This is a genomic window from Corynebacterium freneyi (assembly GCF_030408835.1).
GTDB classification, from domain to species: domain Bacteria; phylum Actinomycetota; class Actinomycetes; order Mycobacteriales; family Mycobacteriaceae; genus Corynebacterium; species Corynebacterium freneyi.
Window position 1 is genome coordinate 1,939,434 of record NZ_CP047357.1, and the last position, 14,013, is coordinate 1,953,446.

A 14,013-nucleotide genomic window follows, 5' to 3' on the forward strand; every position below is an offset into this window, starting at 1 on the left:
ACCGAAGTAGTCGGGGCGGGTCGTCGTCACGCGGACGGGGCTAGACTGCTTCGCATGACGAACACGGCCCGCACGCAGGAATCCCGACCCGCCGACGCAGCCGACGCCGACGCGGCCCACGGCACGCCGGAACCGGTGACGCACCCCGCGTCGTCGATTCGGGCGTCGGACGAGCCGATCGAGGTCGTGGATCTGGGCACGGTCGATTACGTGGACACGTGGCGCAGGCAGGCCGATGCCGCCGCGGCGCGTGCGGCCGGCGAGATCGGCGATCAGCTGTGGGCGCTCGAGCACCCGAGCACGTACACGGCGGGCAAGCGCACGCAGCCGGAGGACCGCCCGGACAATGGGCTGCCGGTCGTCGACGTCGACCGCGGCGGCCGCATCACGTGGCATGGGCCGGGGCAGCTGGTGTGCTACCCCATCGTGAAGTTGGCGGAGCCGCTGGACGTGGTCGATTACGTGCGTCGCATCGAGGAGGCCGTCATCCACGTCGTCCGCGGGTTGGGGCTTGACGACGCCGGCCGGGTCGAGGGCCGCTCCGGAGTGTGGCTTCCGGCGGGCGTCGTCGGGGGCGAGTTGAAGCCGTCGCGGAAGGTCGCGGCGATCGGCATCCGCGTCACCCACGGGGTGACCATGCATGGCGTGTCATTGAATTGCGACAACACGTTGGACTACTACGGGCACATCGTTCCGTGCGGCATCGCCGACGCCGGAGTGACCACGTTGAGCGAGGAATTGGGCCGCGACGTCACCGTGGCGGACCTGCGGGAACCTTTGGTTTCGGCTATCGCCGCCGCTCTGGATGGCGACCTTCGCGTCGCCGATCACGATCTGTAGGCTGGGCGCATGTCTACAGCACCTGAAGGTCGTCGTTTGCTGCGCATCGAGGCGAAAAACGCCGAGACGCCCATCGAGCACAAGCCCTCGTGGATCCGCACCACCGCGAAGACGGGTCCGGAGTACAAGGCGATGAAGAAACGGGTGTCGGGCGCGTCGCTGCACACGGTGTGCCAGGAGGCGAACTGCCCGAACCTGTTCGAGTGTTGGGAGGACCGTGAGGCGACGTTCCTCATCGGCGGCGACCAGTGCACGCGGCGCTGCGATTTCTGCAACATCGCCACGGGCAAGCCGGAGGCGCTGGACCGCGATGAGCCGCGACGCGTGGCCGAATCCGTCCGCGAGATGGGGCTGCGGTACGCGACGGTGACGGGTGTCGCCCGCGATGATCTGCCGGATGGTGCGTCGTGGCTGTACGCGGAGACGTGCCGGCAGATTCGCGAGCTCAACCCGGGCACGGGCGTGGAGCTGCTGGTCGACGATTTCCGCGGCGACGGCGAGGCGGCGGAGGTCGTGTTCGAGGCGCGGCCGGACGTGTTCGCGCACAACATCGAGACGGTGCCGCGGATTTTCAAGAAGATTCGCCCGGCGTTCCGCTACGACCGCAGCCTGGAGATGATTTCGCGGGCCCGTGCGGCGGGTTTGGTGACCAAGTCGAACCTGATCCTGGGCATGGGCGAGGATCGCGACGAGATTCTGGGCGCGATGCGGGATCTGCATGATGCGGGGTGCGACATCCTGACCATCACGCAGTACCTGCGTCCGTCGCCGATGCACCATCCGATCGACCGGTGGGTGAAGCCGGAGGAGTTCGTCGAGCTGTCGGAGGCCGCGTACGAGATGGGCTTCGCCGGCGTCATGGCCGGCCCGCTGGTGCGTTCGTCGTACCGCGCCGGCCGACTGTTCGCCCGTGCGTTGGCTGCGCGCGGCGAGGAGTTGCCCGAGCACCTTTCTTCCCTGGGCGAGGACGTGTCCACCAACCAGGAGGCGTCGAGCCTGCTGAAGAAGTACGGGGCGTCGAAGGATTCGGAGGTCGCCCCGGCCCGCTAGGCCGGCGGAACTCCCGCTCTCCCCCGGGCCCGGCACGCCGCGTGCGTGTCGGGCCGGTTTCGCCCGCCGATTCGCCCATGCCCTAGAGTTGTGGCCATGGCGAAAAAGGACGAGCTGAAAGCTTCGAAGAAGGCCGAGCGGTCGGCCAAGCGCGCGAAGCGCAAGGAGACCCGCGGCCAGATGTGGCAGGCCTTCAAGCTGCAGAAGGCCCGCGACAAGAAGCTGATTCCGTACATGCTGCTGGGCCTGCTGGGCCCGGTGCTGGTGCTGTTGATCATCGGTTTGTTGATCGGCGGCATGTGGGCGTGGTTCCTGCCGATCCTCGGTTTGTCGATCGGTTTCGCGTTGGCGATGTGGATCTTCACCAAGCGGCTGGAGGCGACGTTCTTTTCCGAGGCGGAGGGTCAGATGGGCGCCGCCGGGTGGGCGTTGGACAACATGCGTTCCGGCGTCGGCATCGTGTGGCACGTCACGCAGGCGGCGCAGGCGAATCAGCAGCTTGATGCGGTGCATCGCGTCATCGGCAACCCGGGCGTGGTTCTGGTGGGCGAGGGCGACGAGGCCCGCGTGAAGGCGATGATGGCCCGCGAGAAGAAGACGCTGGCGCGTTTCCTGGGCGATACCCCGATCTACGAGATCATGGTGGGCACGGGCGAGGGCCAGGTGCCGGTGAAGAAGCTGCAGCGCGAGATGCTGCGTTTCCCGCGCAATTACGACAAGGATCAGGCCAACAAGTTGGCGTCGCGCGTGGAGTCGATGGAGAAGATCCGCGATGCCCGTGCGTCGTTGCCGAAGGGGCCGCTGCCGAAGGGCGCTCGTCAGCAGTCGATGAATCGTCGTGCGCGCCGCATGCAGCAGCGTCAGCAGAAGCGGGGCTAGTTCCACCGTTTCGGGTTTTTCGCTTCGGGGGAGTTTCCGGGCCGGGTCGTCGCTTGCCGACGGCCCGGCCCGTCGTCGTGCGCCCGACGTTTTCCGGGCTTTCCGTTTTCGAGCCGGCCGCGCCCCCATACGGGGTGACGGTGGTCGAGTCTTGTCGCGCTGATCACGTTTTCCCAGGTGAGCGGGGTGGGCGATGTGGATCACTCGACGGGTGTTAATCCGCGAGGTGTGCCACCATGGGCGTCGTGCAAATACTCGTTGAAAACCAGTTGCTGGCGTTGCTCGTCATCATGGGCCTCGGTCTGGCCCTGGGGCAGATCCGCATTTTCGGCTTCAAGCTCGGCATCGCCGCCGTGCTGTTCGTCGGTCTGGGTTTGGCCACGTTCGAGCCCGGCATTCAGATTCCGCCGTTGATCTACATCGTCGGGCTGGCTTTGTTCGTGTACACGATCGGCCTGGAGTCCGGCCCGGAGTTCTTTGCCACGTTGCGGTCAACGGGCATCCGCCACAATGCGTTCGGCGCCGTCATTTTGGTGGTCGTCGCCATCGAGGCGTTCGTGCTGATCTCGTTGTTCCCGGTGGACAACGTCGAGGGTGCGGGCACGTTCACCGGTGCGTTGACCAATACGCCGGCGCTGGCCGCGGTGGTCGATGCGCTGCCGAGCATCATTTCGGATGATGCGGAGCTGCAGAGCAAGTTGGAGATGCCGGTCATCGGTTATTCCCTGGCGTATCCCATCGGCGTGCTGGCGGTCATCGCGTCGATCGGCATCGTGGCCAAGGTGTTCCGGGTGGACCATGATCGCGAGGCCCTGGAGGCCGGCGTGGCGGCGCTGCCGTTGCATACGCGCCGGGTGGAGGTCACCAAGGATGATTTGCCGTCGGTGACGGACATGCCGGTGGTGTTCGGCCTGGACATCATCATTTCGCGCATCGAGCACAAGGGGCACCTGTACGTGCCGGCGGAGGGCGACACCCTGGTCGCCGGTGACGTGGTGTCGGTCGTCGGCACGGAGGACGTCATCGAGGCGGCGGCGGAGCGGATCGGCACGTTGTTGCCGGGTGATCCGACCGATGATGGTCGCCTCGATTTCCGCCGCATTTTCGTGTCGTCGGGCAAGGTGTGCGGTGTGCCGTTGGAGCAGCTGCACACGAAGATGGACGGCATGGTCATCACCCGCGTTCGTCGCGGTGACCTGGACATGGTGGCTTCCCCCCAGATGAAGCTGGAGTTGGGTGACCGCGTGCGCGTGGTGGCCACGCCGGATCGCATCGGCGATGCCACGAAGTTCTTCGGCGATTCGTACAAGAAGCTTTCCGACGTCAACCTGTTGCCCATGATCCTGGGCCTGTTGCTGGGCGTTCTGGTGGGCATGATTCCGGTGCCGATTCCGGGTGGCGTTACCCTGACGCTGGGTTCGGCCGGCGGTCCGCTGGTCGTCGCCTTGGTTTTGGGCGCCCTGGGTCGCACGGGCCCGTTGGTGTGGCCGATCCCCTACTCGGCGAATCTGGCTTTCCGGCAGGTCGGTTTGGCGCTGTTCCTGGCCGGCATCGGCACCACGGCCGGCGCGGGGTTCAAGGAGGCCCTGGGCGATCCGTCGTCGCTGACGGTGCTGGGTCTGGCGGCGATCATCGCGCTCAGCTCGGCGCTGCTGACGCTGATCATCGGGCACAAGGTCCTGAAGATCCCGTTCGGCCAGACCGCCGGCATCTTGGCCGGTCTGCAAACGCACCCGGCCGTGTTGACCTACGTCAACGACCAGGCGAAGAACGAGTTGCCGGCGATGGGCTACACCACGGTGTATCCGATGGCGATGATCATGAAGATCATCCTGGCGCAGATCCTCGTCGTCGTCCTCGTGTAGTTCGCTTCCGGGCCCCGCACCCCCGGAAAGGGCGGTCCCGGGCCCGAAGTGGCCGACGCCGCCGGGGTTTTCGCACCCGTGCAGATGGCAGAACCGCCGCCGCCCCTCATCGGGGGCGGCGGCGGTTCGTCGTTCCGGATCGGCGACCCGGGAGCCACGCCGTTACCCGGGAGCCACGCCGTGCACGGTCACCGACGGGAACCGGGTTTTCCGGCTATCCGCGGATGACGGCGGTGCCGGTGGCGCGGTCGTGCATGCCGCGCAGGTCGGAGTCCTGGATGGCCGGCGGCAGGAGCAGCAGCGTCAGGAACGTGCGCACGAACGCGCGCCACAGTCCGACGCGTTCGCCGGGGACGTCGACGCGGGCGACGCCCATGCGCAGGATCCCCTGGCCCGGGGTGCGGCCGAACAGCCACACCGACACGGTGCCGACGATGAGGAAGATCAGCGCCGTCCACGTCGCGGTGAACGACTGCCACGCGATGAACGGGTCGCCGAACTGTTCGATCTGCTCCTGGCTGGGGCCCGCGAAGGGGTACACCAGCGAGGTGAGGAACATGCAGAAAAACCAGTCGAGCAGGATGCCGCCCACGCGGCGCAGCAGCGACGCCTGCGACCCCTCCCCCGATTGCGCCAGCCCGAGGTTTTGCCCGGGGTATTCGGAGAGGTTGTCGGGGTCGTCGAACTGCCCGGGGACCTGGGGTCCTTCGAGCCAATTGCTCTTTTCGGCCATGGGTTCACAGTGTAGCGGCCCGCGGCTTTGCGACGAATCCAGGTCGACTCGTCGTAAAGCGACGGCAACCCGGGCCACCGAAACGGCGTGCCCCGACTGCGGCCCGGACCCACGCGAATCGTGTGGCGCGCGTTACGTCAGACGGGTGCAAAAGACCAGGGTCCTTTTCGATAAAGTGGACTTCGTCATCCGTCACGTTAGGAGTCGCACATGAACTTCACCTCCCCCGCCGAGGTCGTCAAGTACATCGAGGAGGAGGGCATCGAGTTCGTCGACGTCCGCTTCACCGACGTTCCCGGCACCGAGCAGCACTTCACCATCCCGGCGTCCGCCTTCGACGAGGACGCCATCGCCGAGGGACTGGCGTTCGACGGTTCGTCCATCCGGGGATTCACCACGATCGACGAGTCCGACATGACCCTGCTGCCGGACCTGAAGACCGCGCGACTCGACCCGTTCCGCACCGCGAAGACCCTCAACATCCAGTTCTTCGTCAACGACCCGTTCACCCTGGAGCCGTTCTCCCGCGACCCGCGCAACATCGCGCGCAAGGCCGAGGAGTACATGGAGTCCACCGGCATCGCCGACACCTGCTTCGTCGGCGCCGAAGCCGAGTTCTACCTTTTCGACTCCGTGAAGTTCCGCGTCGACGCCCACGCCGGCTTCTACGAGGTCGACTCCGTCGAGGGCTGGTGGAACCGCGGCAACGACGAAAACCCCGACGGCTCGCCGAACCTGGGCTACAAGACCCGCATGAAGGGCGGTTACTTCCCCGTCGCCCCGTACGACCACTACCAGGATCTGCGCGACGAAATGTGCAACCTGCTGCGCGACATCGGCTTCGAGATGGAACGCCAGCACCACGAGGTCGGCACCGGCGGCCAGCAGGAGATCAACTACAAGTTCAACTCCCTGCTGCACGCGGCCGATGATCTGCAGACGTTCAAGTACGTCATCAAGAACGCCGCGTGGCGCGCCGGCAAGTCGGCGACCTTCATGCCGAAGCCGCTGGCGGACGACAACGGTTCGGGCATGCACGCCCACCTGTCGCTGTGGAAGGACGGCGAGCCGCTGTTCTACGACGAGGCCGGCTACGGCGGCCTGTCGGACACGGCGCGCTACTTCATCGGCGGCATCCTGGAGCACGCCGGCGCGGTGCTGGCGTTCACCAACCCGACCCTGAACTCGTACCACCGCCTGGTGAAGGGCTTCGAGGCGCCGATCAACCTGGTGTACTCGCAGCGCAACCGCTCGGCGGCGGTGCGCATCCCGATCACCGGCTCGAACCCGAAGGCCAAGCGCGTGGAGTTCCGTGCGCCGGACCCGTCGGGCAACCCGTACCTGGGCTTCGCCGCGATGCTGATGGCCGGCCTGGACGGCATCAAGAACCGCATCGAGCCGCACGCGCCGGTGGACAAGGACCTCTACGAGCTGCCGCCGGAGGAGGCCGCGGACATCCCGCAGGCGCCGACGTCGCTGGAGGCGTCCCTGGCCGCCCTGCGCGACGACCACGAGTTCCTCCTCGAGGGCGACGTGTTCACCGAGGACCTGATCCAGACGTACATCGACTACAAGTACGCCAACGAGATCGAGCCGGTCCGCCTGCGCCCCACGCCGCAGGAGTTCGAGATGTACTACGACTGCTAGACCGGTCCCGCGGTTCACGGTCCCGCCGCAGTGGTGACCCGGTGATTTTCCGCTTCTTCGCTTTGCGACGATCGCCGCCCGTGCTCCACCGGGGAGCGCGGGCGGCTTTCGTCGTCAAGCGGCACCGTCGGATCTATGCTCGGAGACGAGAGCCGACGTTGACGGGGTGATTCCTTTGAAGACCATGCAACGCCTCACCGAGGCGTACCGGGGCGCCCGCGTCGAACCCATCGACGAGACGACGCGGTACGTCATCATGAGCGACTGCCACCGCGGCGACGGGTCGAAGTCGGACGAATTCCTGAAGAACAAGAACTCCTATACCGCCGCCCTCGACCACTACTGGCGGGAGGGCTTCACCTACGTCGAAGCCGGCGACGGCGACGAACTGTGGGAATACGACTACAAGCACATCATCCGCGCCAACCGAGCCGTGTGGGAACGCCACCTCGAATTCCACCGCGCCGGCCGGATGATCCGCATGTGGGGCAACCACGACGTCGAGCTGCAGGACCCCGACTACGTCCGCGAGAACCTCTGGACCGCCGAGCATCCCGGCACCGGCGAGGTCGGGCCGTTTTTCGACGGGCTCGACCCCATCGAGGCCGTCGTGTTCCGCAGGGCCGAGACCGGGCAGGAAATCCTCCTCGTCCACGGCCACCAGGGCGACCTGCCCAACGATCAGGCCTGGCGATTCAACCGGTTTTGGCTGCGCGTGTTCTGGAAATACATGCACAGGCTCGGCTTCCACAGCCCCACCAGCCCGGTGGCCAACTCGTACAAGCGGCACAAGGTGGAACGCAACTACGTCAAGTGGATCCGCAAGAACCGCACGGCCCTGATCTGCGGGCACACGCACCGGGAGAAGTTCCCCGCCGGCGGCGACATGCCGTACTTCAACGCCGGCAGCTGCGTCTACCCGTCTCACATCACCGCACTGGAAATCGTCGGCGCCACCGTGGCGCTGGTGCGGTGGCGCGTCGACCCCAACGAGGACGGAATCCTGCAGGTCACGCGCCGCGTCGTGTCGGGGCCCACCCCCATCGGGGACTTCGACATCCGGGGCTGATCGCAGCGGTCGGCCCCACCTTCGAACCCCGCCTTGTTTCGGAATGACAAGTAGCGGAGATTGCCCGACAATCTTCGCATGGATTTCGTGCGCGCCCACGATGGCGTCCGGCCCCTGCGGGTCCTTCTGCTCAGCGACTGCTGGTCCCCGACGGTCAACGGCGTCGTCCGTTCCGTCACCGATCTTCGCGACGGCCTGACCGCCGCAGGCCACGACGTGCGGGTGCTCACCGTCGGCGCGGGCGCGTCCACCATCTTCGACGGCCACGTCTACGGGGTGGCGTCGATGCCCGCCGGCGCGGTGTACCCGCATGCCCGCATCGGTCGGCCGGTCAGCGGGACCGTGCTGCATCACGTGGCGGAGTGGGCACCGGATGTCATCCACAGCCACACGGAGTTCCCCACGTTCGGTTGGGCACGGGCCATCGCGCGCCGCTCGGGCGTGGCGCACGTGCACACCTACCACACCTCCTACGAGGACTACACGCATTACTTCTGCCCGAGCCGCCGACTGGGCAAGGCGATGACCAGGGCGTTCATCCGCGACCGGCTGGGCCGCACCGACCGGGTCATCGCCCCGACCGGCAAGGTCGCCGACATGCTGCGCGGCTACGGCGTCACCACTCCGATCGAGGTCATCGGCACCGGCGTCGACGTCGACCGCTTCCGGCCCGTCGCCGATTCCGGTGCCCGGTCCCTCGATGCCTCGTTCGCGGCGCAGCTCGGTCTCGCCCCGGGCGTTCCGGTCGTGCTCACCGTCGGCCGTCTGGCCGCAGAAAAGAACCTTCCCGAGACCCTCCGCTTGCTCTGCCGCATCACCGATGTGCCGTGGCAGTGGCTCGTCGTCGGCGATGGCCCGGCCGCCGGCGAATTAGGCAGCCTCGCAACCCGGCTCGGCGTCGCCGACCGCGTGCACATGGTCGGCGCGGTGCCCGTCGACGAGGCCGCCCGTTACTACCGGCTCGGCGACGTCTTCGTCACCTCGTCGCGAAGCGAAACCCAAGGCCTGACCTGCCTCGAGGCCCTGGCCTCCGGTCTGCCCACCATCACGCCCGACGACGATGCCTTCCGCGGCGTCATCATCGACGGCGTCAACGGCCACCGGTACGCCTCCGACGCGGACTTTCTGTCCACCGTCCGCACGTTGCTTGACGACGACGCCTTCCGCCGGACTCTGTCCGACGGGGCACAGGCCAGCGCCGTGCAATGCGGGCGGGACCGATTCGTCGACGAAGTGCTCGGCTGTTATCGGCGAGCGATGGCCGACACGGCGCCGAATCCCCCGCCGCAATGGCGTCGACTCCGCGCCGGATGAGGAAAACCATCCGTCCCGCCCTGGATTTGGCCGGGTGAACCCAGCCTCCGCCCACACCCCCCCAGGCGACGACAACATCGTTCACCAACGTCCGGCCCCCGCCCCCGCCGATCACCCCCATCTCGGCAACGCCCGATTCGCGAGCTTCCAGGCAAAAGACGATGATCACGCCTCCGGTTCCTCCCCCGATCGGCGTAATCACCCGCACATCAATTCTCGAAGGTGAATAAGGTGCATATATACGCGCCGGTCACACGGCAACGCTTTGCCCAATAGACAGAGGACAAATTAATCGTGCCCTTCAGGGAACCTGCCGACATAATCGACTTCATCGCCAACGAAGACGTCAAATTCGTTGACATCCGATTCACGGATCTGCCGGGAACCGAACAGCACTTCACCATTCCCGCGTCCGAATTCGACGAAACGACCATGTCGGAGGGCCTCGCCTTCGACGGCTCGTCGATTCGCGGGTTCACGTCCGTCGACGAATCCGACATGACGCTGCTGCCGGACCTTTCCACCGCGCACATCGACCCGTTCCGGACCGCGAAGACCCTCAACATCAAGTTCTTCGTGCACGATCCGTTCACCCTCGAGCCGTTCTCGCGCGACCCGCGCAACATCGCCCGCAAGGCAGAGGAGTACCTGCGGTCCACCGGCATCGCCGACACGTGCAACATCGGCGCCGAAGCCGAATTCTTCCTGTTCGACAAGGTCAGCTACTCCACCCAGACCCAAAACGGATTCTTCAAGGTCGATTCCGTGGAAGGCTGGTGGAATCGCAGCGCGGACACCAACCCGGACGGTACGCCGAATCTGGGATACAAAACCCGCATGACCGGCGGCTATTTCCCCGTCGCCCCGTACGACCATTTCCAGAATCTGCGCGACGAAATCAGCCTGGAGCTGGAGGAATGCGGCTTCACGCTGGAGCGACAGCACCACGAGGTGTCCACCGCCGGCCAGCAGGAAATCAATTACCGCTTCAATTCCCTCCTCGCCGCGGCCGATGACATGCAGGTGTTCAAGTACGTCGTGCGCAACACCGCCTGGCGCGCCGGCAAGTCGGCGACCTTCATGCCCAAGCCGCTGAGCCGCGAGGCCGGTTCGGGCATGCACGCGCACCTGTCCCTGTGGAAGGACGGCAAGCCGCTGTTCTACAACGAGCACGGCTACGCCGGACTGTCGGACATGGCGCGCCACTTCATCGGCGGCATCCTGGACCACGCGGCCGCGCTCATCGCGTTCACCAACCCGACGATGAATTCGTACCGTCGGCTCATCCCCGGGTTCGAAGCCCCGACGAGCCTCGTCTACTCCCAGCGCAATCGGTCCGCGGCCATCCGCATCCCCATCACCGGCGCAAACCCGAAGGCCAAGCGAATCGAGTTCCGCGCCCCCGACCCGACGGCCAACCCCTACCTGGCGTTTTCCGCGATGATGATGGCCGGTCTCGACGGCATCCGGAACCGCACCGAGCCCGGCGAGCCGCTCGACAAGGACATCTACGAACTTCCCCCCGAGGAAGCCGCCGGCATTCCGAACACGCCGCCGTCGCTGGCCCTGGCCCTCGACGCGCTCGAAGCCGATCACGAGTTCCTTCTGGAAGGCGACGTGTTCACCGAAGACGCCATCGAGGCGTACATCGAGTACAAACGAGAGTGCGAGATCGCGCCTTCGCTGCTCCACCCGACGCCGTTCGAGTACGAGATGTACTACGACGCGTAGGCGCGCTCGCCGACAGCCCATAACCCGTTTATTCGAAAGGAACACATGACCGCTTCCCCGTATGAAGGCATGCCCCACATCGACTTCCTGTACCTGTCCGAGCCCGAGATGATCGAAGCCGGAGTCACCGACTCCGCCGCCTGTGTGGAAACCATGGAGGAAACGCTGATCCTCCTCGCAGACGGCGACTACCGCATGGCCGGTGCCTCGGCGAACTCGCACGGAGCGCAGATCAACTTCCCCTCCAACCCGGAGCATGAGGGAATGCCGGCCGACGGTCCGGACCGCCGATTCATGGCCATGCCGGCATACCTGGGCGGACGCTTCCGCGCGGCCGGCGTGAAGTGGTACGGCTCCAACGCGGAAAACCGCAACCACGAGCTGCCCCGTTCCATCCACGTCTTCGTGCTCAACGACGCCACCACCGGCGCCCCGATGGCGATCATGTCCGCCAACCTGCTGTCGGCGTACCGCACCGGTGCGGTGCCGGGCGTGGGCGTCAAGCACCTGGCCGTGCAGAACGCCGAGACCGTCGGCATCATCGGCCCGGGCGTGATGAGCCGAACCATCTTCGATTCGGCCATCTCCCAGCGCCCCGGCATCAAGCACCTGAAGATCAAGGGCCGCTCCGCCGGTTCCACCAACCGGGTGGCGGAGTACTTCCGCGAGAAGTACCCGCAGCTGGAGTCCGTCACCGTCGTCGACTCCGAGCGCGAGGCCATCGAGGGGTCGGACATCCTCATCGCCGGCACGTCGACGTCGCCCGACGGCCCCAGCGGCTTCCCCTACTTCAAGCGCGAGTGGATCAAGCCGGGCGCGCTCATCCTGTGCCCCGCCGCCGCCCGTTTCGACGATGACTTCATCACCTCCGACGAAGCCAACCTCGTCGTCGACTACACCGGCCTGTACGAGGAGTGGTTCAACGAAAACGGCCCCGACGTCACCTACGAGCGTCTGCTGGGCATTCCCGGCAACCGTTGGTGGGACATGACGGAGGAGGGCACGCTGCCCAAGGACAAGCTGGTCAACATCGGCGACATCGCCGCCGGCCGCGCCCCTGGCCGCACCGACGACGAGCAGATCTTCTGCTACTCCATCGGCGGCATGCCCGTCGAGGACGTCGCCTGGGCGTACGACGTGTACGAAAACGCCCGCGCCAAGGGCATCGGCACGACCCTCAACCTGTGGGACATGCCGGTCCTGCGCTAACCCGCCGCAACGGCGCGCCCCACCCGGTGCGCCGTCTGCCCCGGCACCGCCGGGCTGCGACGACGGCCGCCGCCTCAAAGTCGAGGCGGCGGCCGATTTTTGCTTCTTCCCTCCCCCGCTCCCACGCACCGGGGCACGCGGAATTTTCTCTCCCGCCCGCCCTACGGTGAGTCGCCCCCTACAGCGAGTCGCCGAAGTCCTCGCGGAACTTCGCCATCAGCGGCGTCACCCAGTCCTGCTTCGGGCGCATGCGGCCGTAGAAGAAGCGCAGGATCTCCGGCTCCTCCTCCCATTCCATGCCGCCGATCATGCGGCGGTTCTGGTACAGCCAGTCGAGGCGGTCGATGACGTAGTTGACCTGCGACAGGGTGAACACGCGGCGGGGCATGGCCAGGCGGACCAGCTCCATGTCGGCCAGCGGCTCGTTGCCTTCGGCGTCGCGCTGCTCCGACATGGTGCCGCGTTCCATGCCGCGCACGCCGGAGACCAGGTACAGGGCGGCGGCGAGCGCTCCGGCCGGGTACTGCTCCTGCGGGATGTGGTCGACGAACCGCATCGCGTCGACGTGGGCGCCCAGGCCGCCGGCGGGGGTGATCACCGGGATGTTGCGGCGGTCGAGTTCGGAGACCATGAACTCGATGAACTGCGGGCCCTGGTTGATCATGTCCTCGTCCATGGTCTCGTCCAGGCCGACGGTGATGGCCTCCATTTCGCGGACGGACATGCCGCCGTAGGTGAGGAAGCCCTCGAACATGGGGACGTATCCGCGCATCTTCTTGTACGTTTCCTCGTCGCGGATGCAGATGCCGCCGCCCCGGCCGAAGCCGAGCTTGCGGGCGGAGAAGTACAGCACGTCGACGAGGTCGGCCATGGCCCGGGTGATCTCGCGGATCGACATGTCCTTGCACGCCTCTTCGCGGGTCTTGATGAAGTGCAGGTTGTCGGCCAGCAGCGATGCATCGAGGACCAGCGGCAGGGAATGCTCGCGGCAGGTTTCGGACACTTCGCGGAGGTTTTCCAGGGAGAACGGCTGGCCGCCGATGAGGTTGGTGCCGGCTTCCATGCGCACGTGGCTGATCGCCTCGGCGCCGCGTTCGGCGATGAGGTCGCGCAGCGCCTCGACGTCGAAGTTGCCCTTGAACGGGTGGTCGGAGGTGACCTCGAGGCCCTCTGGGCGGATGAGCTCCACGACTTCGCCGCCGTTGACGGTGATGTGCTGCTTGGTGGTGGTGAAGTGGTAGTTCATCGGGATGAGGGTGCCCGGGCGGATCATCGTCTGGCTGATGATGTTCTCCGCGGCCCGGCCCTGGTGGGCGGGAAGGAAGTACTCCATGCCGAAGATTTCGACGAGTTTGTCGTGCAGGCGCGTGTAGGTGGCGGAGCCGGCGTAGGCGTCGTCGGCCATGAGCATCGCGGCCTGCTGGTCCTGCGACATGGCGTTGACGCCGGAGTCGGTGAGCATGTCCAGGAACACGTCGGCGTTTTGCAGCAGGAAGGTGTTGAACCCGGCGGTTTCCAGCGCCTCGCGCCGCTGTTCGATCGGCAGCAGCGTCAGCTTCTGGATGATGCGCACCTTGTGCATCTCGAGGGGCAGCTGCTGGCCCCTGTAGAACTTCACCTTCGACACGTCCGGGACTCCTTCGGAAAATAGGTTTGTGCTGGCGTGGTCCGGCACC

Annotated in this window: 11 protein-coding genes; 9 read left to right on the forward strand and 2 right to left on the reverse strand. The window is 66.3% G+C overall.

Translation table 11 applies throughout. The features are described from left to right. Positions 1-54 precede the first annotated feature (54 nt). The 4 genes from lipB to CFREN_RS08620 all read left to right on the forward strand — a co-directional run bounded on the left by lipB (position 55) and on the right by CFREN_RS08620 (position 4,634). Positions 55-840, forward strand: a complete 786-nt coding sequence (gene lipB / locus CFREN_RS08605; RefSeq protein WP_209652529.1) for a lipoyl(octanoyl) transferase LipB — start codon at positions 55-57, stop codon at positions 838-840. Positions 841-849: 9 nt separating this feature from the next. Continuing rightward, entirely contained in the window at positions 850-1,890 is a 1,041-nt protein-coding gene (gene lipA, locus CFREN_RS08610) for a lipoyl synthase (protein ID WP_070519005.1), read from the forward strand. Positions 1,891-1,986: 96 nt separating this feature from the next. Then, entirely contained in the window at positions 1,987-2,769 is a 783-nt protein-coding gene (locus CFREN_RS08615; RefSeq protein ID WP_070519003.1) for a DUF4191 domain-containing protein, read from the forward strand. 245 nt (positions 2,770-3,014) lie between these two features. After that, complete coding sequence (locus CFREN_RS08620; RefSeq protein ID WP_209652525.1) at positions 3,015-4,634, forward strand: aspartate:alanine exchanger family transporter; 1,620 nt, start codon at positions 3,015-3,017, stop codon at positions 4,632-4,634. A gap of 214 nt (positions 4,635-4,848) precedes the next feature. Here CFREN_RS08620 and CFREN_RS08625 read toward each other — a convergent pair whose 3' ends face one another. After that, positions 4,849-5,367, reverse strand: coding sequence for an RDD family protein (locus CFREN_RS08625; protein ID WP_070519406.1), 519 nt, complete (start codon positions 5,365-5,367; stop codon positions 4,849-4,851). 210 nt (positions 5,368-5,577) lie between these two features. On the opposite strand from CFREN_RS08625, the gene glnA (CFREN_RS08630) reads away from it, so the two are divergent. The 5 genes from glnA (CFREN_RS08630) (at position 5,578) to CFREN_RS08650 (ending at position 12,337) form a co-directional block, all read left to right on the forward strand. After that, the gene (glnA, locus tag CFREN_RS08630) at positions 5,578-7,014 is read left to right on the forward strand and encodes a type I glutamate--ammonia ligase (protein ID WP_035123197.1); all 1,437 of its coding nucleotides are present in this window, start codon (positions 5,578-5,580) and stop codon (positions 7,012-7,014) included. Between the two features lie 184 nt (positions 7,015-7,198). After that, positions 7,199-8,083 carry a metallophosphoesterase family protein gene (locus CFREN_RS08635; RefSeq protein ID WP_141742924.1) on the forward strand — a complete coding sequence of 295 codons (885 nt, stop codon included), beginning with the start codon at positions 7,199-7,201 and terminating at the stop codon, positions 8,081-8,083. A gap of 78 nt (positions 8,084-8,161) precedes the next feature. Further along, a complete protein-coding gene (locus tag CFREN_RS08640; RefSeq protein WP_209652523.1) occupies positions 8,162-9,397 on the forward strand; it encodes a glycosyltransferase in 1,236 nt (411 codons plus the stop codon). 294 nt (positions 9,398-9,691) lie between these two features. Then, entirely contained in the window at positions 9,692-11,128 is a 1,437-nt protein-coding gene (gene glnA, locus CFREN_RS08645; RefSeq protein ID WP_209652521.1) for a type I glutamate--ammonia ligase, read from the forward strand. A 45-nt stretch (positions 11,129-11,173) separates the two neighbouring features. Beyond that, entirely contained in the window at positions 11,174-12,337 is a 1,164-nt protein-coding gene (locus CFREN_RS08650; protein WP_070519410.1) for an ornithine cyclodeaminase family protein, read from the forward strand. Between the two features lie 178 nt (positions 12,338-12,515). On the opposite strand, the gene CFREN_RS08655 is transcribed toward CFREN_RS08650, so the two are convergent. Then, positions 12,516-13,964: a tryptophanase gene (locus tag CFREN_RS08655; RefSeq protein WP_246580214.1), complete on the reverse strand. Its 1,449-nt coding sequence runs from the start codon at positions 13,962-13,964 to the stop codon at positions 12,516-12,518. Positions 13,965-14,013: the final 49 nt, after the last annotated feature.

Excerpts from the sequence above, each read along its gene's own strand:
- lipB (WP_209652529.1), top strand. The coding sequence starts at position 55 with ATGACGAACACGGCCCGCACGCAGGAATCCCGACCCGCCGACGCAGCC.
- lipA (WP_070519005.1), top strand. The coding sequence starts at position 850 with ATGTCTACAGCACCTGAAGGTCGTCGTTTGCTGCGCATCGAGGCGAAA.
- CFREN_RS08615 (WP_070519003.1), top strand. The coding sequence starts at position 1,987 with ATGGCGAAAAAGGACGAGCTGAAAGCTTCGAAGAAGGCCGAGCGGTCG.
- CFREN_RS08625 (WP_070519406.1), bottom strand. The coding sequence starts at position 5,367 with ATGGCCGAAAAGAGCAATTGGCTCGAAGGACCCCAGGTCCCCGGGCAG.
- glnA (WP_035123197.1), top strand. The coding sequence starts at position 5,578 with ATGAACTTCACCTCCCCCGCCGAGGTCGTCAAGTACATCGAGGAGGAG.
- CFREN_RS08635 (WP_141742924.1), top strand. The coding sequence starts at position 7,199 with ATGCAACGCCTCACCGAGGCGTACCGGGGCGCCCGCGTCGAACCCATC.
- CFREN_RS08640 (WP_209652523.1), top strand. The coding sequence starts at position 8,162 with ATGGATTTCGTGCGCGCCCACGATGGCGTCCGGCCCCTGCGGGTCCTT.
- CFREN_RS08650 (WP_070519410.1), top strand. The coding sequence starts at position 11,174 with ATGACCGCTTCCCCGTATGAAGGCATGCCCCACATCGACTTCCTGTAC.